At 40.1% G+C, this 24,239-nt stretch carries 28 protein-coding genes; 5 read left to right on the top strand and 23 right to left on the bottom strand.

Annotation, left to right across the window (positions count from 1 at the left end; genetic code table 11):
• Window positions 1–12: 12 nt before the first annotated feature.
• The 5 genes from deoB to ACQQ2I_RS05740 form a co-directional block, all read right to left on the bottom strand.
• Window positions 13–1,191: a phosphopentomutase gene (deoB, locus tag ACQQ2I_RS05760; RefSeq protein WP_431029611.1), complete on the bottom strand. Its 1,179-nt coding sequence runs from the start codon at window positions 1,189–1,191 to the stop codon at window positions 13–15.
• A 113-nt stretch (window positions 1,192–1,304) separates the two neighbouring features.
• Window positions 1,305–2,207 (bottom strand): site-specific tyrosine recombinase XerD, encoded by a 903-nt coding sequence (gene xerD, locus ACQQ2I_RS05755; protein ID WP_431029610.1) that lies wholly within the window; start codon window positions 2,205–2,207, stop codon window positions 1,305–1,307.
• A gap of 143 nt (window positions 2,208–2,350) precedes the next feature.
• Entirely contained in the window at window positions 2,351–2,800 is a 450-nt protein-coding gene (locus ACQQ2I_RS05750) for a Fur family transcriptional regulator (RefSeq protein ID WP_391366781.1), read from the bottom strand.
• A gap of 63 nt (window positions 2,801–2,863) precedes the next feature.
• Entirely contained in the window at window positions 2,864–3,373 is a 510-nt protein-coding gene (locus ACQQ2I_RS05745) for a hypothetical protein (protein ID WP_431029609.1), read from the bottom strand.
• Between the two features lie 133 nt (window positions 3,374–3,506).
• The gene (locus ACQQ2I_RS05740; protein ID WP_431029608.1) at window positions 3,507–4,046 is read right to left on the bottom strand and encodes an NUDIX domain-containing protein; all 540 of its coding nucleotides are present in this window, start codon (window positions 4,044–4,046) and stop codon (window positions 3,507–3,509) included.
• A gap of 356 nt (window positions 4,047–4,402) precedes the next feature.
• Between ACQQ2I_RS05740 and ACQQ2I_RS05735 the strand changes: the two genes are divergently transcribed.
• Together ACQQ2I_RS05735 and ACQQ2I_RS05730 are read left to right on the top strand one after the other, a co-directional pair.
• Complete coding sequence (locus ACQQ2I_RS05735) at window positions 4,403–5,293, top strand: aldo/keto reductase (RefSeq protein WP_431029607.1); 891 nt, start codon at window positions 4,403–4,405, stop codon at window positions 5,291–5,293.
• Window positions 5,290–5,769 (top strand): VanZ family protein, encoded by a 480-nt coding sequence (locus tag ACQQ2I_RS05730; protein WP_431029606.1) that lies wholly within the window; start codon window positions 5,290–5,292, stop codon window positions 5,767–5,769. The genes ACQQ2I_RS05735 and ACQQ2I_RS05730 overlap by 4 nt, the downstream gene beginning before the upstream one ends.
• Before the next feature lie 15 nt (window positions 5,770–5,784).
• Here the strand turns inward: ACQQ2I_RS05730 and ACQQ2I_RS05725 are convergent, their stop codons facing one another.
• Both ACQQ2I_RS05725 and ACQQ2I_RS05720 read right to left on the bottom strand, forming a co-directional pair.
• Window positions 5,785–6,294 carry a DUF3885 domain-containing protein gene (locus ACQQ2I_RS05725; protein ID WP_431029605.1) on the bottom strand — a complete coding sequence of 170 codons (510 nt, stop codon included), beginning with the start codon at window positions 6,292–6,294 and terminating at the stop codon, window positions 5,785–5,787.
• 47 nt (window positions 6,295–6,341) lie between these two features.
• Window positions 6,342–6,593 (bottom strand): YqkE family protein, encoded by a 252-nt coding sequence (locus ACQQ2I_RS05720; protein WP_431029604.1) that lies wholly within the window; start codon window positions 6,591–6,593, stop codon window positions 6,342–6,344.
• Window positions 6,594–6,883: 290 nt separating this feature from the next.
• Between ACQQ2I_RS05720 and ACQQ2I_RS05715 the strand changes: the two genes are divergently transcribed.
• The gene (locus ACQQ2I_RS05715; RefSeq protein ID WP_431029603.1) at window positions 6,884–7,813 is read left to right on the top strand and encodes an alpha/beta hydrolase; all 930 of its coding nucleotides are present in this window, start codon (window positions 6,884–6,886) and stop codon (window positions 7,811–7,813) included.
• A 55-nt stretch (window positions 7,814–7,868) separates the two neighbouring features.
• On the opposite strand, the gene ACQQ2I_RS05710 is transcribed toward ACQQ2I_RS05715, so the two are convergent.
• Window positions 7,869–8,336 (bottom strand): S-ribosylhomocysteine lyase, encoded by a 468-nt coding sequence (locus ACQQ2I_RS05710; RefSeq protein WP_431029602.1) that lies wholly within the window; start codon window positions 8,334–8,336, stop codon window positions 7,869–7,871.
• Window positions 8,337–8,541: 205 nt separating this feature from the next.
• A complete protein-coding gene (locus ACQQ2I_RS05705) occupies window positions 8,542–8,763 on the bottom strand; it encodes a YneF family protein (RefSeq protein ID WP_391367297.1) in 222 nt (73 codons plus the stop codon).
• Window positions 8,764–8,973: 210 nt separating this feature from the next.
• Here ACQQ2I_RS05705 and ACQQ2I_RS05700 point away from each other — a divergent pair, with 210 nt between their 5' ends.
• Entirely contained in the window at window positions 8,974–9,288 is a 315-nt protein-coding gene (locus ACQQ2I_RS05700; RefSeq protein ID WP_431029601.1) for a hypothetical protein, read from the top strand.
• A 209-nt stretch (window positions 9,289–9,497) separates the two neighbouring features.
• On the opposite strand, the gene tkt is transcribed toward ACQQ2I_RS05700, so the two are convergent.
• The 4 genes from tkt to yneA all read right to left on the bottom strand — a co-directional run bounded on the left by tkt (window position 9,498) and on the right by yneA (window position 13,498).
• Entirely contained in the window at window positions 9,498–11,492 is a 1,995-nt protein-coding gene (tkt, locus tag ACQQ2I_RS05695) for a transketolase (protein WP_431029600.1), read from the bottom strand.
• A 138-nt stretch (window positions 11,493–11,630) separates the two neighbouring features.
• Window positions 11,631–11,864 (bottom strand): DUF896 domain-containing protein, encoded by a 234-nt coding sequence (locus ACQQ2I_RS05690; RefSeq protein ID WP_391366759.1) that lies wholly within the window; start codon window positions 11,862–11,864, stop codon window positions 11,631–11,633.
• Window positions 11,865–12,485: 621 nt separating this feature from the next.
• Complete coding sequence (locus ACQQ2I_RS05685) at window positions 12,486–13,163, bottom strand: YneB family resolvase-like protein (RefSeq protein WP_431029599.1); 678 nt, start codon at window positions 13,161–13,163, stop codon at window positions 12,486–12,488.
• A complete protein-coding gene (yneA, locus tag ACQQ2I_RS05680) occupies window positions 13,160–13,498 on the bottom strand; it encodes a cell division suppressor protein YneA (protein ID WP_431029598.1) in 339 nt (112 codons plus the stop codon). The genes ACQQ2I_RS05685 and yneA overlap by 4 nt, the downstream gene beginning before the upstream one ends.
• A 164-nt stretch (window positions 13,499–13,662) precedes the next feature.
• Between yneA and lexA the strand changes: the two genes are divergently transcribed.
• Window positions 13,663–14,283, top strand: coding sequence for a transcriptional repressor LexA (gene lexA, locus ACQQ2I_RS05675; protein ID WP_431029597.1), 621 nt, complete (start codon window positions 13,663–13,665; stop codon window positions 14,281–14,283).
• A 41-nt stretch (window positions 14,284–14,324) separates the two neighbouring features.
• On the opposite strand, the gene ACQQ2I_RS05670 is transcribed toward lexA, so the two are convergent.
• The 10 genes from ACQQ2I_RS05670 to ACQQ2I_RS05625 all read right to left on the bottom strand — a co-directional run bounded on the left by ACQQ2I_RS05670 (window position 14,325) and on the right by ACQQ2I_RS05625 (window position 24,157).
• Window positions 14,325–15,017, bottom strand: coding sequence for a gamma-glutamyl-gamma-aminobutyrate hydrolase family protein (locus ACQQ2I_RS05670; protein WP_431029596.1), 693 nt, complete (start codon window positions 15,015–15,017; stop codon window positions 14,325–14,327).
• A gap of 203 nt (window positions 15,018–15,220) precedes the next feature.
• Window positions 15,221–15,973 carry a prepilin peptidase gene (locus ACQQ2I_RS05665; protein ID WP_431029595.1) on the bottom strand — a complete coding sequence of 251 codons (753 nt, stop codon included), beginning with the start codon at window positions 15,971–15,973 and terminating at the stop codon, window positions 15,221–15,223.
• An 11-nt stretch (window positions 15,974–15,984) separates the two neighbouring features.
• Window positions 15,985–16,662, bottom strand: a complete 678-nt coding sequence (locus tag ACQQ2I_RS05660) for a potassium transporter (RefSeq protein WP_431029594.1) — start codon at window positions 16,660–16,662, stop codon at window positions 15,985–15,987.
• Window positions 16,662–17,252: a PilN domain-containing protein gene (locus ACQQ2I_RS05655; protein WP_431029593.1), complete on the bottom strand. Its 591-nt coding sequence runs from the start codon at window positions 17,250–17,252 to the stop codon at window positions 16,662–16,664. Before ACQQ2I_RS05655 ends, ACQQ2I_RS05660 begins: the two co-directional genes overlap by 1 nt.
• Window positions 17,249–18,226 carry a type IV pilus biogenesis protein PilM gene (gene pilM / locus ACQQ2I_RS05650; RefSeq protein ID WP_431029592.1) on the bottom strand — a complete coding sequence of 326 codons (978 nt, stop codon included), beginning with the start codon at window positions 18,224–18,226 and terminating at the stop codon, window positions 17,249–17,251. The genes ACQQ2I_RS05655 and pilM overlap by 4 nt, the downstream gene beginning before the upstream one ends.
• A gap of 115 nt (window positions 18,227–18,341) precedes the next feature.
• Window positions 18,342–18,794 (bottom strand): type II secretion system protein, encoded by a 453-nt coding sequence (locus tag ACQQ2I_RS05645; protein ID WP_431029591.1) that lies wholly within the window; start codon window positions 18,792–18,794, stop codon window positions 18,342–18,344.
• Window positions 18,795–18,919: 125 nt separating this feature from the next.
• Window positions 18,920–20,125, bottom strand: a complete 1,206-nt coding sequence (locus ACQQ2I_RS05640; RefSeq protein ID WP_431029590.1) for a type II secretion system F family protein — start codon at window positions 20,123–20,125, stop codon at window positions 18,920–18,922.
• Entirely contained in the window at window positions 20,125–21,165 is a 1,041-nt protein-coding gene (locus ACQQ2I_RS05635) for a type IV pilus twitching motility protein PilT (protein ID WP_431029589.1), read from the bottom strand. Before ACQQ2I_RS05635 ends, ACQQ2I_RS05640 begins: the two co-directional genes overlap by 1 nt.
• Window positions 21,166–21,177: 12 nt before the next feature.
• Window positions 21,178–22,842, bottom strand: coding sequence for a GspE/PulE family protein (locus ACQQ2I_RS05630; protein WP_431029588.1), 1,665 nt, complete (start codon window positions 22,840–22,842; stop codon window positions 21,178–21,180).
• Between the two features lie 16 nt (window positions 22,843–22,858).
• Window positions 22,859–24,157, bottom strand: a complete 1,299-nt coding sequence (locus tag ACQQ2I_RS05625; protein WP_431029587.1) for a VanW family protein — start codon at window positions 24,155–24,157, stop codon at window positions 22,859–22,861.
• Window positions 24,158–24,239 lie beyond the last annotated feature (82 nt).

The following is a 24,239-nucleotide window of genomic DNA, read 5'->3' as shown; positions in this document are numbered from 1 at the left end:
GTCAATTTGTACTTATTTTAAATTCGCTAAGAAACTTGTGCCGAATGCAGGTCGTTTCAAGTCGAAGTTTTCTGCTACTGTTGCCCCGATATCCGCAAATGTTTGACGAAGTGGTAATGGTCCACCTGCTTCAAAACGCGACGAATAAACAATTAATGGCACGTATTCACGTGTATGGTCAGTACCCGGGAATGTCGGGTCATTACCATGGTCTGCTGTAATAATTAATAGCTCATCCTCTGACATAGCTTCCATTACTTCTGGTAAACGACGGTCAAATTCTTCTAACGCTTCCCCGTAACCAATTGGATCACGACGATGACCAAAGCTTGCATCAAAATCCACTAAATTTAAAAAGCTTAACCCGTGGAAATCACGTCGTACAATTTCATTTAGTCGATCCATGCCATCTGTATTACTTTTCGTACGAACGGCTTCTGTTACACCTTCACCATTATAAATATCTGAAATTTTCCCAATGGCAATGACATCCAAACCTGCATCTTTTAATTCGTTCATCGTTGTGCGACCAAACGGCGATAATGCATAATCATGGCGATTCGGTGTACGTGTGAAATTCCCTACCTCACCAACGAAAGGACGCGCAATCACTCGCCCTACTAAATATTGCGGGTCTAATGTGAGCTCACGTGCAATTTCGCAAATGTTATACAATTCTTCAAGTGGAATGACTTCTTCATGTGCCGCAATTTGCAGTACAGGGTCAGCTGATGTATAAACGATAATGGCACCTGTTTCCATATGCTCCTTACCGTAGTCATCGATTACCGCTGTCCCACTATACGGCTTATTGCAAAGCACTTTACGACCAGTCCGTTTTTCAAGCTCTTCGATTAATGATTGCGGGAAGCCTTCTGGGTACACTTTAAACGGCTTATCAATATTCAGCCCCATAATCTCCCAATGCCCCGTCATCGTATCTTTGCCGACAGACGCTTCTTGCATCATCCCGTAGTATGCTTTTGGCGTATCTGTAGGCGCAATTCCTTTTATTTCACGAATATTCGATAAGCCTAACGAAGACATATTCGGCATATGAAGTCCGTTCATTTTTTCTGCAATATGACCAAGTGTATCTGAGCCAACGTCACCGAACTGGGCTGCATCTGGCGCTTCCCCAATGCCAACCGAATCCATGACGATTAAATGTATTTTTTTAAATGGTTTCATCTTATATACGTCCTCCTCTTTACTACTAATATATTTTATCAAAAATACAAAATAAATAAAGGTCAGACATCCGACACAGTGTATCTTTTTCGCTAAGTTACACCAAAATTCCGTTACGCTCTTGGATGGAATTGTTTATATACCTCGGATAAACGCGTTTTACTCACATGTGTGTAAATTTGCGTCGTCGAAATATCTGCATGACCTAGCATCTCTTGAACAGCACGTAAATCAGCACCATTTTCAATTAAGTGTGTCGCAAAGGAATGTCTTAATACGTGCGGTGTTAATTCTTTTTGGATATGAGCCGCCTGTGCATGTTGCTTCAACAATTTCCAGCAGCCTTGCCGCGTAAGCCGTTTTCCTCTTCTATTAATAAACAACGCATCTGTTTTTGGATAGTTGCCTTGTAGCTCATAGCGTGCACGCTCTAAATACTTACTTACGGCATTTAATGCGCCGCGTCCGAGCGGAATAATGCGCTCCTTGCCGCCTTTACCAAACACGCGTACAAAGCCCATCGTTAAATGGATGTCTTCTAAGTTTAACTCAATTAACTCCGAAATACGCATACCCGATGCATATAGCAATTCTAACATCCCTACATCGCGAATGCCCTGTGGCTTTGAACGGTCTGGTGCTGAGATTAACGCATCGATTTCCTCGATAGACAATACTTTTGGTAGCTTTTGCTCCAATTGTGGCATTTCAAGATGTACAGTCGGATCCGTAGTCGTCACCTTTTCGCGCAATAAAAACTGGTGAAACGACCTGATAGACGAAATATGACGTGCTACCGTACGCGCCGTCTTTCCTTCTGTCCGCAAGTTTTGCAGGTGCAATAAAATATGCTCACGTGCCACATCATTAAAGCTTTTTATTTGCTGCACCTCTTGTAAATGCTGTGCATACGCCACTAAATCACGTCGATAGGATGCTAACGTATTATTCGATAACTGCCTTTCCACACGAATAAAATGAATATAATCTTCAATTGGATATGTAAATGCTTCCATAAAACGTCTCCTTTTATACGAAAAACCTTGTAGTATGTATTATACTACAAGGTCTTGGAAAAATTATGATTCCCGAAGCTTTTGTGCTTAATGAGATTGTACTAAAAAAAGAACAGCCCCCTCAAGCTGTTCCTTTTTTATAACTACTCCTCGTCGTTATCTTGACAACGATGACAAATACCGTGGAAAGTTAATCGGTGATCTTTGATGATAAACTTCCAACGTTTTTCTACGATTTGTTCTACATCTTCCAGTAAGTCTTCCTGGATTTCATCCACTGCACCACATTCGATACAAACTAAATGATGATGGAAGTGTGTTGCGCCTTCTTGACGTAAATCATAGCGTGATACACCATCACCAAAATTAATTTTATCGACAACCTTCAGCTCTGTTAGCAGCTCTAATGTACGATACACGGTTGCCAAACCAATCTCCGGAGCTTTCTCTTTTACCAATAAGTAAACATCTTCTGCGCTCAAATGGTCTTCTTCATGCTCGAGTAAAACTGCTACCGTTGCTTCTCGCTGTGGCGTCAGCTTATAGCTAGCACTATGTAATTGCTTTTTAATTCGATCAATACGGCTCTCCATGCGACGCCCTCCTAAACTCTTTTCATTATACCAAATGAGCGAAACTTATTACAAGATAATGATTCATTTAAAAACGTACGAAATGACGACGATTTCTACAAAAAATATCAAACTAATAAGTACAAAAACCGTGACGCTAATCCTTAGTGAAGAGCGCTCTTTATTTTTTGCGAATTTAGGAGCGGATGCTATAAATTCACATAGTAAAACAAGTACGACAATATATAAAAACTGAAACGGAAACCACCATATGCCATATGCGAGTAACTCATTTTTTTGAGCGAGTAAATACACGGAACTAAAGCCAAAAAAGCATGTTTTTATGGCAATTGCAATTTTAGCTAGACCAAAAAAATATGGATGTGTTGCAAATAATAGCACAATGCTCACCGTAATGGCTAATGGTAGCATTGATTGCCCTATAGTCGGTGTTTTCTCCAGTAGTATTCGCTTGTCCATTATATTTATGACTTGAGTCGCTTGCTCAAGTGAAAATAATTGAAAAAATGCAACGCCCGCTATAAAGCTGACGGCAATCATTGCTATATTTTGCCATAACGTACTTTTACGCATCTCGTCCCCCCTTGTCCTACACTGTATGCACGGATATGGGGGATATGACTATCCATTTATAGAGAACATGCTCTACATTTTTAGACGATTCATATAGCGATTTACTATCGTGATATCCTCTATTCGACAAATATTATGCTTGCATTTTCAGCCATAAAATAGCGAATGCTGTTTTAGCATCAAAGATTTTTTGACTCACTACCATTTGCTCGCCCTCTTCGACCGTAATCTCCATTAACTCTACAAACTCATCTTCATCCATTGCCGCGCGATTCTCGATTTGATATAAACCACGTGCGACAAATAAATGGATAATCTCATCTGCAAATCCAGGAGATGTTGCAAATGATTGTAAATATGTAAGTTCCTTGCACCCGTACCCCGTTTCTTCCTCTAGTTCGCGAACAGCCGTCACCTCGGGAAGCTCCCCAGGCTCCAATTTCCCTGCTGGAATTTCAATAATCGAACGTTCTAACGCTTTTCGGTACTGCTCTACAACGACTAATTTCCCTTCCTCCGTTATGGCAATAACCGCTACTGCCCCTGGATGATTGACAATCTCACGCTTACTCGTTTCACCATTTGGCAATGTCACATCATCTACTTTTAATGAAATCACTTTGCCATGATAAATCGGTTGTGAATGGATCGTTTTCTCTTCAAACTTTTTCATTTATTTGCCCCCACTTGTCGTTTTCATTGATTTCATTGTAACATTAACAAAGGCACATCTCGACTAAAACGGACTCAAATGATATGTTGCGTATAGCGAATAAAGTGAAACTTCAATCAGTGGGGGGTTTTCCTCATCCCCCACTGATTGAGAGAGAGGAACGCAAGCTAAGAACGCCACAACGCGAGCGCAACGCCTGCGTGACCAACGTCCTGTTGCCCTGAACCAATCGGGCTTTTACGGGCAGTTGATCTCCTACCTATGCTTCTCGATTTTTCTTAAGCCTTGAGGTAGGAGTCTTAATGCCCGTTAACGCGGGATAAAAGAACGAACAAGTCATTGAGGGGGCAAAGGAATTGAAAAAAAGAACATTAGGAAATAGTCCGCTTGAAGTATCAGAGTTAAGTCTAGGCTGTATGTCACTACCCACAACAATAGATGAAGCACGTCCCATTATCGAAGCCGCGCTTGAGGTAGGCATGAACTATTTTGACACAGCTGACCTTTATGATAAAGGCATGAATGAAGAAATCATCGGGACCGTGTTACAGCCCGTTCGCCAAGACATTATACTGGCCACAAAAGTAGGTAATCGCTGGGAGGAAGGAACAGATAGTTGGACATGGGATCCGTCACCAGCACATATTAAGAATGGCTTAAAGGACAGTTTACGTCGTCTAAAAACCGACTATATTGATGTATACCAACTGCACGGTGGTACAATCGAGGACCCGTGGGAAGAAATAATTGAAACATTTGAGGCATTAAAAAAAGAAGGGCTTATTCGGGAATATGGTATTTCCTCTATTCGCCCAAACGTCTTTGTGCCATTTTTGCAAAATAGTCATGCGGTGAGCAATATGATGCAATTTAGCTTACTAGACCGCCGTCCTGAAGAATGGTTTGAAACGATTCACAACGCTGGTGCATCGGTTGTGACACGCGGTTCCATTGCAAAAGGATTATTAACAGCTGAATGGCGCCAACGACTAAAACCGTATATGAATTTTCATGAACAAGAATTACAGCAAGTGCTTGAACAACTAGAACATGAGTACAACAACATCCATGCACTTGCACTCGCATTTAATTTACATTTCAGTACAATCGCTTCTACCGTCATCGGTGCACGAACGAAAGAACAGCTACTTCAGTCGGTTGCAGCCTACAAGGAAGCGCAAACAATGGATGACTTATCCAAAGCCATGGCCATTGTAAAGCAACATTTCTATACAGATCACCGATGAAAAAATATATTTTCCTTGTTGTACTCGCTTTAACTATAGTTGGCATTATGTCTAATATGACATATGAACAACAAACGATCGTACCCGAATTGAGAGAAATTTTAGCAGATGAACCATTTAAGGAGCAATTAAGTCACATTGAAATTACGTATTGGAATAGACCGATTTCTGTAGAAACGCGCGGCTATGTCTACTTCATTGAATTTCTTATTAGAAAAGCGACCCATTTTGCAGGATACGGGATTATTGCCGTCCTATTTTTCTTACTGTATCGCAAATTAAACTGGCGATTCCCTACATTATTCGCAATCCTCTCGATTTTCTTCATTGCATCTATCGATGAAATTCGTCAAACATTCCTTCCTGGCCGTACAGGGCTATTTGATGACGTGATGATTGATACAGTAGGAGCTATCGTCTTTGTCTCCTTAGCTAAAATAATCCTTATCATAACAAAACGAGTTTCCTCATCTTAGAGGGAACTCGTTTTACTATAGCGCGGTCATTTCTTCATACTGAAACATAAGCTCACAACCACGATCATCATACACATGAAGTACCGTTTCCTTTGTCACATTATAAATAAAGACATCTGGTGAGAAATAGGCCGCCCCTCTTTTAAAATACGGATGTATCCGATAATCTGCATGAGCACAAGCATATAATAGTTTTCTTAAATATACATCCTTCACTTGACATGTCAGTTGAAATTGCACCGCTATGTATCGTTCCGCATCTAATGTAAATTCCGTTTCATTTGTCGTCATCGTATATTTTAACGCTTTATTTTTTAAAAACCGTTCAAGCAGCCTTGGACTTTTTTGCTTCTTTCTCTGTGACGGAAATGTGTTGACTACAACGATTAACTCATCTTTTTCATGAAAAATTTGCTCGATGATTTGATCGATTTGCGTATACATTTCATCAAATTCAATATGCAATGTAAACGGCCATGTATGATAAAAACCTGGTACTAACTGTCTTGGATTAAATGTGTGCAAATTGTTCCCTCCAAAAAAGGCATGAGATCCTTTCCCATGCCTAGCTGTTAATACTTCGAACCTTGATCGCCATACTTTTCAAATAACTCTTCAAAGCTCATATTTTTCTCACGTTGCTTTCGTTCAAAGGCTAGACGTGCTGTACGCTCTTCTTCCTTCTTTTGCTCTTCCGCTGCAAGCGATTGTTTTGCCTCTTTTAGCTTTGCCAGCACATCCCCACCAAGTTGATCTGCTAATGTTAAGCTTTCCTTTTCTTGTTTCGGTTGGCCCGCTTGCTTTTGTCTTTTATTTTTTGCCAATGCGATTCACCTTCTTTATGAACTCTCCACTAAATTATAGCATTTTTCGCCGTTTGAAGCATCATTGACCTAAAATTTTACCGTTGTCCAATTGTGGCTACACCTTATCTGTCCAACACAGAAATAGCAAACAAGCAACCTAGCTACTTCCGTTATCTCTGTCAGGTCCTCCTGCTCACTTTACCAAATAATTATTGTGTTTTCGAGATAGCGAGAAATTTGATATTTTTTCACGACAAATGTAGAGGAATTTATAATCCTTCACATAATATAGAGAGAGGTGAAAAAGAATGAGGAAGAAAGCACTATTTATATCTAGTATTGTAGCGACAGTAACGACGATATCCGGTATTATCCTTTCCAACAAATTGATGTACATTAAACAAAAAGACAATGACTTTATTTTAGAACGCGAAACAAAGGCGCAACGTTTTGACGAAGCTTGGTTTAATAACGTCACAAAAGTAGAACTCTCGATTGCCTCACCAAATGGTTACGATATAAAAGGCTATTTCTTTAAACCACTTGCAACTAAAAACACTATGATTATTTGTCATGGTGTCACTGAAAATAAGATGAACTCGACAAAGTATGCGCGGATGTTCGAGCGGCTCGGCTTCAATACGGTCGTTTATGACCATAGACGCCACGGGGATTCAGGGGGCAAAACGACAAGCTACGGCTACTACGAAAAAATGGATTTACAAGCTGTCGTCCATTTCATTCGTGGGCTCATCGGCGAAGAGGCAACGCTTGGTATTCACGGCGAATCAATGGGTGCTGCCACGACGCTATTGTATGCAGGCATCATTGAAGATCAAGCTGATTTTTATATTTCAGATTGCGCATTTTCTGACTTTAAACAATTGCTGTATTCCATTGTCAAAAGCTCCATTTCGATTGAGTTAAAATGGGCAGTACACCTGACAGATTTGTTTATGCGCTTGCGGGATGGCTATTGGACAAAAAACATCGTACCAAAAGACGCGGTAAAAAATATCGAAAAACCTGTGTTATTTATTCACAATTTACATGATACATTTATCCCGTGTGCCATGACGGTTGACTTATATAAAGCAAAGGAAGGACCGAAGATGTTGCGATTATTTGAAAAAGGCGATCATGCACAAGCCTTTAATGAGGACCCCATAAAATATGAAGCAACGGTACGTGAATTTTTAGATCAATATGTGCCACATACGCTATTTTGCATATCTTAAAAAGTCGAGCGATAGGCTTCTCCCTAACGACTCGACTTTTCTTTTTCATCATTTACTATGCAAATATAATATGCCATTCCGCGCGTTTGTCTAAAAATTCTTTTGCTAAGCGTTGCGCTCCTTCTAAACTATGGCTAGCCGCCCAACCGCATTGTACTTCATTACAAGCTGGCACTGCATCCGCCGCTAATACATCCTTTAATGTTTTCTCTAACACGTCTAAAATGCCGTCATAATTATCATGATTAATCACAGATAAATAAAAACCTGTTTGACAGCCCATTGGTGATAAATCAATGACATGATTTGTATGATTACGAATACGATCCGCCATTAAATGCTCTAAAGAGTGAAGTGCTGGCATTTCCATATATGCCTTATTTGGTTGTTTAAATCGAATATCATATTTCACAACAACATCGCCATATACACCTTGTTTTTTACCAGCCAAGCGTACATACGGTGCCGCTACTTTTGTATGATCTAAATCAAAGCTTTCTACATTCGTTTTTTCTTTTCCCATAATTTTGCCTCCTGCGACTTTCTATGTTTTGATAGTAGACTAGAAACTAAATGAAAGCAATAAAATATGTTCAATTTTCATTGTTAATTTATTATTAAAATACAACTCATACTATGTCCGTTGATGTTCCTTCTTAGCTAGATGCACTGATCATTTTCCACTAACAAAAAAAGCTGCCCTACAAAATGTAAGACAACCTTTCTCATTATTTATCTTGGAACTTGTTCATTTGAGACATCATTTGGCGCACTTGCTTTTCAGATGGTTTACGTCCCATTTGTGCCATCATCACACGAATCATTTGTTCATTAATTGGTGGATTTTCTTTTAAATACTTCATCATATATTGACGGGCTGCGTAAAAACCGATAGCTGCGCCCCCGATTAAAGCGACAATGATAAGTAATACTCCTAACCATATTGGCATCATTCTAATCCAACCTCCTCCACTATACGAAATCCCGAGAAAACTCTCCAAAGAGGATTATACACTAATTCTAAAAGTGTTGCTATAGAATTCATTGTACAAGCCTTAGAAATATATGATTTATCGCTTTTTCCATATTTTTAACTTCCCAGTTCATCATAGCATCCCTATTCATAATAAGGTAAAATTTAGAAAAGGGAGGCGACCGATATGGATTTTACATATACAAGTTTTACAATCGACCATACATTTACTGTATGGCAGCCTATTTTCCGAACAATATTTATTTTCAGCATCATTTTTTTAGCCGTCGTTATTGCAAAAGTCATTCCCACTTGGATTACAGTGTTATATGCAGCTTTTTCTAGTATCATTGCGGGACAATTATTATATAGTACCGGCATCATTATCGATGCATTCGTACTGAACGGCAATTCTTCCGATACAACTATTTTTATCGCCATATGTATCACAAATATGATCTCGATTTTCGTTTCCATATCGAAAAAGCCAAAAGAGAGGTAGCATAGAACTACCTCTCTTTCACTTTTGCTCCTGCGGTTACTCGTCGCAGAAATTGAGTGTTTCATATCGAATTTATCGATTCAAGAGAAGTTGTTATACTTTCTTGTATTATAGCGCTTTTACTTTTGCTCCTGCGATTACTCGTCGCAGAAATCGAGTGTTTCATGCGAAATTTAAAGGTTCAAGAGAAGCTGTTATGTTTTCTTGTATTATAGCGCTTTTACTTTTGCTACTACGTTTTCGACTGTGAAACCGTATTTCTCCATCACTAACTCGCCTGGCGCTGATGCACCGAATTGATCGATTGCTAATACATCGCCGTCAAAGCCTGTATATTTGTGCCAGCCTAAAGACGAGCCCATTTCAATCGCAAGACGTTTTGTCACTGCTTTTGGAAGAACAGATTCTTTATACGCTGCTGATTGCTTTTCGAAACGGTCTACTGAAGGCATAGATACGACAGACACATCCATACCGTCTGTTAATAATGCTTTTTGCGCTTCTACCGCTAACGAAACCTCTGAGCCAGTTGCGATTAAAATCGCATCTGGTGTTTCTTTTGTAGCTGGTGAAAGTACATAAGCACCTTTTTGTACACCTTCACGTACTGTTTCGATTGGCGCATCAAGAACCGGTAAGTTTTGACGAGATAATACTAAAACAGTCGGTGTAGACTCGCTTGTCAATGCTACCTTCCACGCTTCCGCTGATTCGTTTGCATCGGCTGGACGAATCACAGAAAGGTTTGGCATTGCACGTAATGACGCTAAGTGCTCGATTGGCTCATGTGTTGGACCATCTTCACCAACAGCGATTGAATCGTGCGTGAATACATACGTTACTGGTAAGCCCATTAATGCAGATAGACGAACAGCTGGACGTACATAATCAGAGAACACGAAGAATGTACCACCGAATACGTTTAAGCCACCGTGTAAAGCCATACCATTTAGTGCAGCACCCATCGCAAATTCACGTACACCGAACCAAATATTACGGCCAGCATAGTTCTCCGCCGAGAAGTCGCCTGCACCTTTCATTGTTGTTTTGTTCGATCCCGCTAAGTCGGCTGAACCACCAAAGAATGAAGGTACTTTTTTCGCAAGCGCGTTGATCGCATCTCCTGAAGATGAACGTGTTGCAACAGATTTACCTACTTCATATACAGGAATTTCTGCATCGTAGTCCGCTGGAATTTCACCGTTCATTGCATTTTCAAACTGCGCTGCTAATTCTGGGAATTGTGCTTTATAGCTTTCAAATGTTTCATTCCAAGCTGCTTCTGCTTGTACACCTTGTACTTCTGCAGCTGCTTTAAATGTATCGTACACGTCTTGTGGAATTTGGAATGGCTCATGTGCCCAGCTGTATGCTTCTTTTGTTAATACAACTTCATCTGTTCCAAGTGGTGCACCGTGAGAATCCGCTTTCCCTGATTTATTTGGCGAACCGAAACCAATGACTGTTTTCACTTCAATTAATGTCGGACCACCCGTGTTCTTTTTCGCTTGTTCAATAGCACTGTTGATTGCTTCAACATCGTTGCCATCATCTACTCTTAAGTAGTTCCAGCCGTATGATTCAAAACGCTTTTTAACATTTTCAGAAAACGATTTTCCTAAATCACCGTCTAATGAAATATCATTTGAATCGTATAGGACAATTAGTTTTTCCAGTTGTAAGTGACCTGCTAATGAAATGGCCTCTGCCGCAACACCTTCCATTAAGTCGCCATCGCCACATAATGCAACTGTATAGTGGTCTACAATTTCATGACCTGGTTTATTGTAAGTGGCAGCAAGGTGACGTTCAGCCATTGCCATCCCCACTGTCATCGCAATGCCTTGACCAAGTGGACCAGTTGTTGCTTCTACCCCTACCGTATGACCATACTCTGGATGACCTGGTGTTTTTGAATCCCATTGACGGAAGTTTTTGATTTCTTCCATGTCTAACCCATAACCACCTAAGTGCAGTAAGCTATATAATAGCATCGAGCCGTGACCTGCTGATAATACGAAACGGTCGCGGTTAAACCATTTAGGATTTTGTGGGTTGTGGCGTAATTGCTTTGTCCATAATGTATACGCCATTGGAGCTGCACCCATTGGTAAGCCTGGGTGACCAGAGTTGGCTTTTTCAATTGCATCAATTGATAATGTTCGGATAGCGTTAATCGCTAACTGATCCATGTGTTGTGTCATATTATGACATCCTTTCTCGCACGAATATTGTTCTTATATAGTTTAGTCATATTTGTTAAATAAAACAATGCTTTTCAAGTAAATATGTTATACTTTTTTGTTAAATGTGACACATCATTACATCAGTGCAACATTTAATTAATTTAAGAACTTTTTCTCTTGTGCTTGCTTCACTTTTTCAGGCGTTACATCATTTCCTGCTGCGTCAACGATTTTTACATTTTCAATTGTATCGCGCATCGTGTTGCGGAATGTGTCTAAGTACTCTTTTCGTAACTGCGATTGCTCTTTTGCTTCCGCTTCTGTTAATGTTCCCGCTTTTTTCTTTTTAGATAGCTCATTAATGCGAGCAATTTTTTCTTTTGATAGCATACATGTCTCACCTTTCTACACTAACTATTACAAAGGTATGAGAAAATAAGCGGAAGTGCAAGTGATTGTGCTTTATTCTGGTTATTTCGACAAATTTCTATCTACAACTCCTAATGAGTAAAAATGCACCCTAAAAATACCAGTTGAATAGTAAAAGGTATGTATCATAGCCTCCGCGCTTTGCCACAGCCTACACAGGAGCTAAAACAGGCGCGGCCTGTTTGGATCTCCTGTTGCGGCTCCTGTGGCTATGGCGCGCTACGGCAAAGTGGAGTGCTCCTTAATATTCTAAACAAGTATTTACCTTTGCTAAAAGAAATCAATTTCTTTCCGTTTACACGTATCGTCGCCTATTCTCTATCGTCATCAATGAGAATCTTTCATTATTTTTGAGTAATCGATTATTGTATTCAACAATAGTTGCTTGTAGAGGAGGCAGACGAAAGCGCAACGACAGGAGCACGGAAGCATGAGCGACGAGGAGGCTTGATCTCGCCCGTGGAAAGCGAGTGCCGGAGCGGAAAGCAACGGTTACTCAAATGGTAATATATGTTTTGGGATTTGCTCATTATGAACCAACAAAATAGATTACAATTTCCCCATAAAAAAGAGCACCAGAACTTATTCTGGTGACTCTGCTGATTGTTCTTGTTGCTCGGCATATTCGATGTAGCGGCGATTTATCGTCGCTTTACTTACTTGAAATCCTAGCCCTTGTAATGTACTAGCAATTTCTTTAAATGTCATGCCTCTATCGCGAAGCTTTACGATTTCTTCAATTGGGACTTCAATTCGTTCACGTCCCTCTAGGTTGCCGCGCTCTGTTAAATTTAACTCTGGACGATAGCCATTTTCTACAGCGCGCCTCATCCCTCGTCGGATTTTAGCATTATGCAATTTCCGCTGATATTCTTCTACAATCGCTAATATTTCTAACAGCATTGTATCCATCTCATTTAATGATAGTGGTCCCGCTTCATTCAATGAATAAACCGTTACCTCTTGCTTTAACAGTAAATGCAACACAGCCATCCGAGCATTGCCACGCCCTAACCGGGTTTCATCCTGAATGAAAAGTGTTTGAATACTATTCGCTTTCATAAAATCAAGCATTTCAAGCAAGCCGTCTCGGTCAACATCATAACCGCTTTGTTGATCTTCGAAAACAGCCGCTACGGTAAACTGTAACTGCTGGGCGTAACGTGTTAATTCTTCACGCTGCCTGACTAAAGATGTTTCTTGCGTTTCTTTCACTGTGCTTACACGGCAATAAACGACAGCTTGTTTTTGTTGTGTCATCGTTGTTCACTCGCTACTTTAATGGAATTCGTTTCTTCTTGTGTTGAAAGTCTAACAACATATACGGAGTCTTTTTCAACAGGAATCGTAATCGTTTGACCTGCAGTTAGCAGTTGATTAAATAAATGATTTTCCTTTTGTACAAAAGAAACCCAGTCTTGCGTAGACATTTTACCACGATATTCATCGGCTAACGACCATAAAGTATCGCCATGCTGAACTGTAATCTGTTCGTATTGCTCAATTTTTTCATCTGTTATGTATAAGTATGTCACAAACGCTACTGTAACCCCTAAAAGTAGAGTTACATAGTTATTTTTCTTTAACCAATTCATCCACAAATCCCCCTCGAATACTTGTTCGGAATATATGTTCTCATTTTAATACAACTGTTCGTTTTTTGTCAATATTTTTTCGAACTCACGTTTGCTTTTCTGTTCGCATATGTTATACTGAATATAAATAATAAGGAAGAACTCTTACAGAGAGGTGAAAAAACATGACAAAAGTATCTAAACGACAAGAAGCAATTTTAGCATTCATCAAAGAAGAAGTACGTTCTAAAGGCTATCCACCGTCCGTTCGTGAAATAGGGGAAGCTGTCGGACTAGCTTCTAGTTCAACCGTTCATGGTCATTTAGCTCGTCTTGAAAGCAAGGGGCTAATTCGTCGTGACCCTACAAAGCCACGTGCTATTGAAATATTAAATCAAGAAGATACACTCACAACTAAAGTAGACGTTATTCATGTTCCTTTAATCGGCAAAGTAACAGCTGGGCTACCGATTACGGCCATTGAAAATACAGAGGAATATTTCCCACTCCCAAACACATATGGCACAAGTGAGGATCAAATCTTTATGCTGGAAATTATGGGCGAATCGATGATTGAAGCGGGCATTTTAGATGGGGATTACGTCATCGTAAAACAACAATCTACAGCGAACAACGGGGATATTGTTGTAGCGATGACCGAAGATGATGAAGCAACAGTGAAGCGCTTCTATAAGGAAAAAACACATTTCCGCTTACAACCTGAAAACTCTTCAATGGATCCGATTTTAGTAGACCAAGTGAAGATTTTAGGTAAAGTCGTTGGTTTATACCGAAATATTCATTAATAAAACGTGTAGGCAAGGTCACACTTCGCCTACATCGTTTTTTATTTTTGACAAGCATCCACAAACGCTTTAAATAAAGTAAGCGATGCATCATCTTGTTTAATAGCTAGCTCTTCTGGATGCCACTGCACCCCTAAACAAAATGTATAATCTGGATGTTCAATTGCTTCAATAATCCCATCACTCGTAGACGCCGTAACCATTAAGCCGTCCCCTACTTCTTTAATCGCTTGATGATGGAAAGAATTCGTCCACACTTCACTGCCAATTAACTCAAATAGCTGTGTTCCTTCTTTTACGACAACACGGTGAATCTTTTCATGACGTGCTGATTTTTGGGCATGTTGTATAGCCCCATTTACTTGTGACGGAATATCTTGATACAGGGAGCCTCCAAGCGCCACATTCAACACTTGATGGCCGCGACAAACCGCAAAAACAGGTAAGTCGCGCTTTAATGCGGCCTGTAATACTTGAAAATCACTTTCGTCGCGTTGTTCAATGACCATCCCTTGCATCGGAATGGGATCTTCTCCAAAAAATTTCGAATGAATATCATGGCCCCCAATTAAAAGTAACCCGTCTATTTTGGAGATAAATTCCTCAATGCCCGTTGTAATATGCGGGAAGCAAAGCGGAATGCCCCCTGCCTGTAAAACAGCTTGAATATACGTATCATTAATTTCAAATTTTCTCTCTGATGAATGCATGGTCACACCAATAATCGGTTTCATCTAAATCCCCCCTAAGTTGATTCATTCGATACATGAACAAAAAATCCTACTAGCTGAACACCATCTATTATAAAGTCAGCGGTGTACTTGCTTTATTTTCGATTTCACTTACCTTATTTCTTGATTTACTTGCCATATTTTCAATTTTACTTGCCTAATCCACATAAAAAAAGGTAAATTCCGTAGAATTCACCTTGTTTCATTTAAAATAATTGCCAATACCATTCGATCAGCTGTGAACCATAAAAATAGGTAATCAGCGCACCAATCGCAATCGATGGTCCAAACGGTACAGGCGTTTTCCTTCCTTGACCGCGCACTTTTAATACCATCACCCCGATTACCATCCCAATAACAGATGCTAAAAACAAGGTTAACAGGGCATTGACCGTACCAAGCACTAGACCAATTAAAAAGAAGAGCTTAATATCGCCGCCCCCCATACCACCTTTTGAGACAACCGCTATGAGTAGCAATATACTAAACCCAACACTAGCCCCGAGCAAGCTATCCCACCACGGCTCAAGCGGAGATAAAATACGTCCTATCACTAAAAATGGTAAGAAAAATAATAAGATTTTATTCGGAATGAGCATATACGCGATATCTGAAACATTAATAATGACGAGTAATGAAACAAACAGCAATGCCACAAAAAGCTCCGTACTCAAGCCAAACACCGTATAGCTCAGCGCAAAAAGGACCGCTGTCAATAGCTCTGTCAATAGGTAGATCGGTGACACTTTGACACCACACTCCCGGCACTTCCCTCCCTGCATGACATAGGAAAGCACAGGAATTAGCTCAAATGCCGTTAACCTTTTGCTACAATTTGTACAATGGGAAGGCGGGGTCACAATCGATTCCCCTTTTGGCACCCGTAAACCTACCACATTATAAAATGAACCGAATACGAGACCAAATATCCCAAATACAATCGTATACATCATGTCCATACTTCGGCCCCTTATTCGTAATAAAATGTTGTGATTTGAATGATTGCTGCTGCGAATTCTGAACGATCCTCTGCTAGTAAATCTTCTTCACCAGGTAGTTGGTAATCAATTTTATCAATGTGCATCACACGTTCTAATCGCTCAATTTCTTTAATAAATAACTGTAATTTTTCAAAGTTTGGTGATTCTACATCCACTTCAAATGTCACTAGTTTTAAATTAGACGGTACATTTGCTGTGGCAATCGTTGAAACCGGATTTTGTTCCGTCTCAGCAACTTCTCCTTGTGCTGTTTCATCTGTCGTCTCCTCTGTAGCATTTGGGTCGGTTAATGCTGATTCTGATACAAGCGAATCATAATTATTAAACCTCATCCCTAACACCGTTGAACCTGATACGTATTCTACCTCTTCAATATTTAATAAAATCCGATCAATTTCTCGACTAGCCGGTACTTTTTTACGCAAGGCAAATTCATTTGGAATGTCGCCAGATCGCTCTTCTTTTATTAAGGTAATCTGGTCTTGAATCGACGTGATCTCACTATTCAAGCTACTAACTGAACTCTCTAAATTAGCAGCCTCCTCTTGCTTCGGTTTCACCACATAATAATAAACAGCAAACAATAAAGCTAATACAAGTGCTGAAAGAAGAAGCACTTCAGAACTTTTGCCACTTGAAAGTTGCATTAATCTACACCTCCAGTAGCTAAATACAGATCATTAATATGTAACATAACCGTTGCCGAATAACGAGGCACTTCCGTAAAACGGTCAATCTCAGCCTCTTCTTCACTCGTTGGATTCACATCAAAGTTTGCAATGGAATCTACTTGTACATCTAAAAAGTACGGATTTTGCTCCAATCGTTCTACATATGCTGAAATCATATTTAATGTCTCAAAATCAATATCAATCGACACACTCGATTGTTCAAACGTATAATTACGCAAATATGTATTCGATGGCAGTAAAGCTTTAGTCGTATCAATTATTGGTGATACATCATATGAAACAAGCTCCACAAAGGCAACTGCTTCCTCCAGTGAGCCTTGATTTGCCCCTTGTAAATTTGTGAGTTCCACTTGCAACGCATCACGCTCTACTTGTAACGATTGTTCTTCTGCTGCGAGGCTCACGACAGCTACACGAGCAGAAAAGTAAAGCCACGACATAACAGCTAACAAAAGAAGCGTGATAATACCGATTAAAATAAAAATGGTCTTGGAGCTGCCCTCATCTTGGTCCACTTTCGGTAAGAGGTTAATATCTGGAATCATCCTTTAACCTCCTTTAATGCTAAGCCTAACAAAGAAGCATGCTTCGCTTGAAAGCCTGGAAATTTCTTTGCAATAATTGCATCATTGATTACTTGAATCGGAGTTGTAAAGTTTTCTGATAAAAACTCAGAAATCGTCGTTAATAACGGGTTATCGCCTAAAATCATAATTTCATCTACCGATTTTTCGCCTTTATGTAAGGAGAATTTAAAGAAGTTCATCATCCGATCCAGCTCTAACACTTGGTCCGTAATAATCATCCGGTAGTCTTGAATATCGCCATCATAGTGAAATTCTACATTTGCTTCATCGACCACACGATGTTGCCACTTCGTTAAATCGGTATCAATCGATTGGAAACGTAAAAACTCCACATTCCCTGCTGAATATATACAGATAGACACCTCATTAATGGACCAATCCGCAATTAAGTACGTTCGATCGGCATTCACCATTTGTAAATGTTCAAGCAAGCGTAGATTTGCTAATGCTCGAATGTCCGCGACTTGCGGTTTTAAATGATTGTCGAGTAAAATGCCCATCCATTTACGGACCTCTTCTGGTGGCGCTGCAAAGATAATCGCTTTACTATCACCCGGTACCGGGTCATACACATCGACTAACGGCTCTTGGAACGGTAAATGAATGGAATGCCCAATCTCCATTTCCACATAACCGCGCAAATCCTTTGGTTCTACATCAATTGGATGCTCAATCGTTTTTAATAGAACAGAAGTATCCGGTACAAAAAAACGGACATTTTGATTTTTGCCTCCCCATTTAGGTGCATATTCTTTTACAATTTCATATAAAGCCATTTCATCCTCTAACATCGCGTCCTGCATAAGCCCTTGTGGCAATGGGATTTCATAGCATTGCGGCTGTACTAAATTCGGCCCTTTTGATACAAGAGCCCGCAATACATAATCGTTCAGCTCAATGCTAACATGTGATTTTTTCTTCACTTTGAACATAGCAGGGCCCCCTTTTTCAATTCATTTCTCAATCTAGTGAACTCGTTAGTCACTCAATGGAACACCCAATCGTGATTGGGTGTTCGGTGAATGGCTACCTTATCATTTAGTTTACCTATTTACCATTAAGCCTGTTAGCAATGGCCTCTTCAGTTTGGATTCCTGTCATTGCATATTTTGCATCTGTTTTAGAGAATGTACCTAGCGAAGTCCAACTACTTGCGTCTAATTGCCACTTTCCATCTGCATCTAGAGTAACGGATAAATTAGCTAATTCAGCATCAGTAAAGCCATCTAAATGTGCTTTTAACTCAGTCGTTCCTGTACAAATTTTATCAGCAGCATTACCAGCATTACCACATTGATTATCCATATAAGCAATTTTCGCTCCTGAAATGACGTTTAATGCTTCTGATAATATAGCTTTATCACGTGAATTATTAATAATATTCCCAATCGCCGGCACCGCAATCGCTGCAATAATCCCCAAAATAACAATTACCGCTAAAAGCTCGACTAATGTTAAACCTTTTTCATTTTTAATACGTTTTTTTAGTTGTTGAAACATGTTAAAACCTCCCCTTTTATATTTTTATATTTTTTGTACGGACGTCACTCACTTTGATGCCTCCTTACAAAACGCCCTACCTTCACCCACTATTATACTTATAGTAACTTAAAATTTACAAAATTTTACATTTGTTCATATAAACTAAACATCGGTAATAAAATGGCTATCACAATAACGCCGACCGTTAGTGCTAAAAATAAAATCATCATCGGTTCAATTAACGATTTTAATGTATCTACTGCACGGTCTACTTCGTCTTCGTAAAAGTCTGAAACCTTTTCTAGCATGTAATCGAGTGAACCCGTCGATTCACCTATTTTCACCATATTCGTTACCATCGGAGGGAATAGCCAGCTTTGCTCAAGGGGTTCGGATAATGTACTCCCTTTTTCTAAGCTTTTCCGCGCCTCAATCATGACCTCACTAATCACCGGATTACCACTTACACGCTCTGAAATCGTTAATGCTTGTAAAATCGGGACGGCACTGCTAAATAGTGAAGACAATGTTCGTAACAAACGAGCAAGCGCTGTTTTCTGTAATATCGGACCGAAGCCTGGCACTCGGAGCAATATATAATTCACCGTGTATTTGAACTGCTGATTAGTTTTATATAAAAAATTAAATAACACAACGACACCAATAAGAAGGGCTACTACAACCCACCAAAACTGTCTGAGCCAATCACTAACCGCTACCGTCACCACCGTAATCGTCGGCAATTCCGCGCCCATCTCTTCAAAGGATTTGACGAATTGCGGGACGATGACGACCATTAAAAAAATGACAACGCCGATCGTCAGTGTTAATAAAATGGCTGGGTACGCCATGGTCGATTGCACTTTTTTCTTTAATCTAAATTGCTTTTCAAATGTATCGGCTAAGCGTTCTAATGTATCATCGATATTCCCTGTTGCCTCCCCAGATTTCATTAAATTGATGAACAGTTCTGGAAATACTTTTGGGTGTTTTGCTACTGCTTGCGATAAAGGAATACCTGTCCGAATATCGTCCTCGACGATTTCAAGCGCTTTCTTTAACGGTTTGCTCGTGGATTGACGGGCTAAAATATTAGTCGATTCCACAATCGACACCCCTGCTCGTACTAACGTGGCAAATTGGCGACAATACAAGACGAAATCCTGGGTTTTGACCTTGCCACCTAAGGGGATATCCTTATGTAAAATACTTGTTGACTCCTCTAACTGGCGTGGGTTAATTCCTTGTTCTCGTAATCTTGTTAACGCGCTATTTTTATTCGTAGCATTAATCGTCCCTTTTTTTAATTCACCCGTTTTACTACGGCCCGTGTATTTGAAAACGGCCATTAGTACTCACCAGCATTCATATATGGGCGCACTTCTTGTAAAGAGACGGTACCGTTCGATACGAGTGACTGAATCGATGACTCCAATGTGTGCATGCCAAGTGCTCGGCTTGTCTGCATCACACTCGGAATTTGATGTACCTTCTCATTACGAATTAAGTTCGTTACAGCTGGCACACCGACTAAAATTTCCGTTGCCGCTACACGTCCTTGTCCACCCTTTCGCACGAATAAACGCTGCGAAATAATCCCTTGTAATACGTTCGCAAGCTGAATACGAATTTGCCCTTGCTGATGTGGCGGGAAGACGTCAATAATACGATCAATTGTTGTCGGCGCACTGGAAGTATGCAATGTACCGAAAACTAAGTGACCCGTTTCAGCAGCGGTAATCGCTGTTGAAATCGTTTCTAAATCGCGCATCTCACCGACAAGAATAATATCCGGGTCTTGACGTAATGACGCACGCAAACCATTCGCAAAGCTACCTGTATCGATGCCGATTTCACGTTGATTAATAATCGATTGTTTATGATGGTGTACATACTCGATCGGATCTTCCAGTGTAATAATGTGCTTTGCTTTATTTTCATTAATGTAATCGATCATCGCTGCCAGTGTAGTCGATTTCCCTGAACCGGTTGGTCCTGTTACTAAAATAAGGCCTTGTGGTTTATCGGCTAATTCATACAACACTTGCGGCATATTAAGCTTTTCAATCGTTGGAATTTCACTTGTAATTAAACGCGCTGCAATAGCACCAGCATTTCGTTGATGATAGGCATTTACACGAAAACGACAATAGCCTTCCAGTGTGTAGTTAAAATCTGTTTCACCTTTTTCATCAAATTCCGCTACTTTAAAATCAGGTAAAATTTCACGAACCATTTCATTGACGACTTCAGGTGTCACTACCTCATCTCCATACTGAGACAGCTTGCCGTTGACACGATAAACAGGTGGAACGCCCACCGTTAAATGTAAGTCAGACGCCTTTTGGTTATATGCATGGAGTAATAACTCTTTAATATTTAAGTTCATTTGTTTCACTCCCTATTCTGTCGTAGCTACACGTAATACTTCTTCTGTCGTTGTAATGCCGCTTCGCACTTTCAGTAACCCGTCTTGCAATAATGTGTGATAGCCTTTTTGCTTCATATAATCACGAAGTACTGTACCACTTACTTGAGAAATAATGAAATCTTTTAAGTCACGGTCAATCGGTAAAATCTCATGGATGGCGACACGGCCACGATAACCTGTCTGACCGCATGCCCCACAACCGCTTCCACGCGTAACGGTCTCAACTTTCATGCCGTTTTCTGCAAAGATTTCTTTTTCTCGTTCCGTTGCAGGGACGACGGTTGCACAATCTCGACATATACGACGTACGAGACGCTGTGCCATGGAACCGACTAATGAAGAAGAGATTAAAAACGGCTCAATCCCCATGTCCTTTAAGCGAGAAATCGATTCAACCGCACTATTTGTATGCAATGTACTTAATACTAAGTGACCTGTTAAAGAGGCACGAATCGCAATTTGTGCTGTTTCTAAGTCACGAATTTCCCCAATCATCACGATGTCTGGATCTTGACGTAAAATAGAACGAAGCCCTACTGCAAACGTTAACCCAACTTCTTCTTTTACTTGAATTTGGTTAACGCCCATCATCTGATACTCTACCGGGTCTTCAACTGTAATAATGTTAACATCTTCTTTGTTTAACTCAGAAAGTGCCGCATATAACGTAGATGATTTCCCTGAACCAGTTGGCCCTGTAATTAATACAATGCCATTTGGTCGAGCAATCATTTTGCCAAACAGCTCTTCATTTTTTGGTGAAAACCCAATTTGACTAATATCATTTGGCGCATTACTCAAATCCAAAATACGCATCACAATTTTTTCACCGTATACAGTCGGTAATGTCGATAAACGAATATCAACTGGTTTGAAATTCACCGTAATTTTAATACGTCCATCTTGCGGGATACGATTTTCGGTAATATTTAAGTTCCCCATAATTTTTACACGCGCTGTCATAATATTTTGCATATGCTTCGGCAATGAACGCTCCGTACGTAATACCCCATCCACACGATAACGCACTTTAAATCCTGTTTCCTGTGGATCAAAATGGATATCCGATGCACGCTGAGCAACACCGTTTGCAATAATTTGATTCACCAGACGTACCATCGGTGAATCTTCATCGACAATCTCCTGCTGTGTTTCTTGCGTGCCCGCTTGAATATCCGACAATGCCGCTTCCATCGATTCCTGCAAATCGTAGTATTTTGTAATCGTCCGATATAAATCATCTTTCGCCGCAATACTCGTCTCAATTTGACAGCCTGTCGCCATACGCACTTCTTCAATAGCGAAGTAATCCATCGGGTCAGCCATCGCAATAAACAATTTATTTTTCTCACGACGTAATGGAATTAATTTCGCCCGCTTTGCTAGCTCAACAGGTACTAATTGAAGTAGTTCTGGGTCAATCGTAAACTGATTTAACGAAACATGCGGAATCCCTAATTGAAACTCTAGTACTTCAATCAACTGTTGTTCCGTTAGTATATTTTCTTTAATGAAGAAGTCCCCTAGCTTTTCATCACGACTTTTATGTTCCAGTGCGTGTGTTAGCTGCTCCTCCGTAATAACACCTGCCTCTAAAAGCAAGTCACCTAGTCGCTTACGTGTTGTAGCTCTCATATAGGCTTCTCCTCTCTTACGGTGTAATTAAGTTACCACCCTTATCGTAATGACTGCCTGGTGGTAATACAGGGTTACCATTTTCATCAACTTTCACTTGATCATCGGTCGTATTTGTACTATCCACATCCGCTAATCCATCCCCATCTAAATCCATTTGTAAATCAGGATCTTTATGAGTAGATGGCTCACGTGATGATTTAAGTAAAATGCGGTTAATTGGTGCATAATAATCACGACTAATTAACTCTTCTGCTCCGTGGGTCGTTCGGTACACCGATACCCGTAAGCCTTGTACACCTTTTTGCACTTCCTGTGTTTGCCCCGTAGCGAGTTGATCCGTATAACGCGTAATTGTACGAGGAGAAATGGCTTCGTCACGTACTACTTTCATCGTGACATCCACTTCTTTATGTGTTGTATACACTTCCGCTTTTAATTGTTGATTTTCAACCGTCATTTTCAACTTCATTGGGTTGTCTGTACGGTTCACAAATTTCAAATCTTTTGTTCCACTGACATCAACCGCTACTTCCACACCTGGCTCTAAATAATTCGGCACTTGCTTTTGAGAGTGACGTTCTACAATATCAGTATCCATATGGAGTGCATTATGATAAAGCATGGACGCGACAAAGTTTAATGCTTCGCTATTCGCTACCTCTATATTTGCCCCTAGCGCTTCAATGAAGGAAAATGTTTCCCCCGTATTCACAATAGTTTCGTTCATAACATTTGCAATATCGTACACACCCAATGCCGTTACAGGAATTTCCTCAATGGCAAGGGCTAGGCGATCCGTTTCCACATCTGTTAAATCTGCGACTACTGCTTCAACCGGCTCTGTTTTTAAATAACCTGCTGCCGTCATCACACGAGCATACGTCTCGTCTGTTTCCCACGTAGCCACTTTCGCAATCTCATCTTTTAACACTTGACTATCCAATGTATTAATTGGCAAATGTACGATGCGATCACTTTGCCAAAAGGCATACCAATCCTTTTTTACTAATGATTCATATGTAGCTATCGTACTATCTATATCAAACGCAATCGTTGCACGGTTTAATGACAGTGAACTCCCCCCGCCAGATACAATCCCTGGCTCATTCGTCCATTGTTTGATTGCTTCAGACAAAACTTCCTTTAACTCGTCATCCTTTAAATCGCCTACTTCTATGCCAGCAATGGTAGATTGCGTTTCATCCCCTTTAGCAAGCGCGGGCTGTCCAACGATGAAATTCGGCAACCAGGTGGCTATTAACATAGTTGTTAATAAACCTAGAATCACAATTTTAAATTTCACTTTCATCATTTCACCCCTCTTATATACCATTAAAAAGTTTGACTTTTACATAAATTGATGATTTTATACTACTTATTGTCTATAATAAGGA

The organism is Lysinibacillus sp. LZ02, from assembly GCF_050613145.1.
Lineage (GTDB): Bacteria > Bacillota > Bacilli > Bacillales_A > Planococcaceae > Lysinibacillus_B.
The sequence above is the reverse complement of the archived record's forward strand: the minus strand, read 5'-3'. Positions and strand labels throughout refer to the sequence as shown.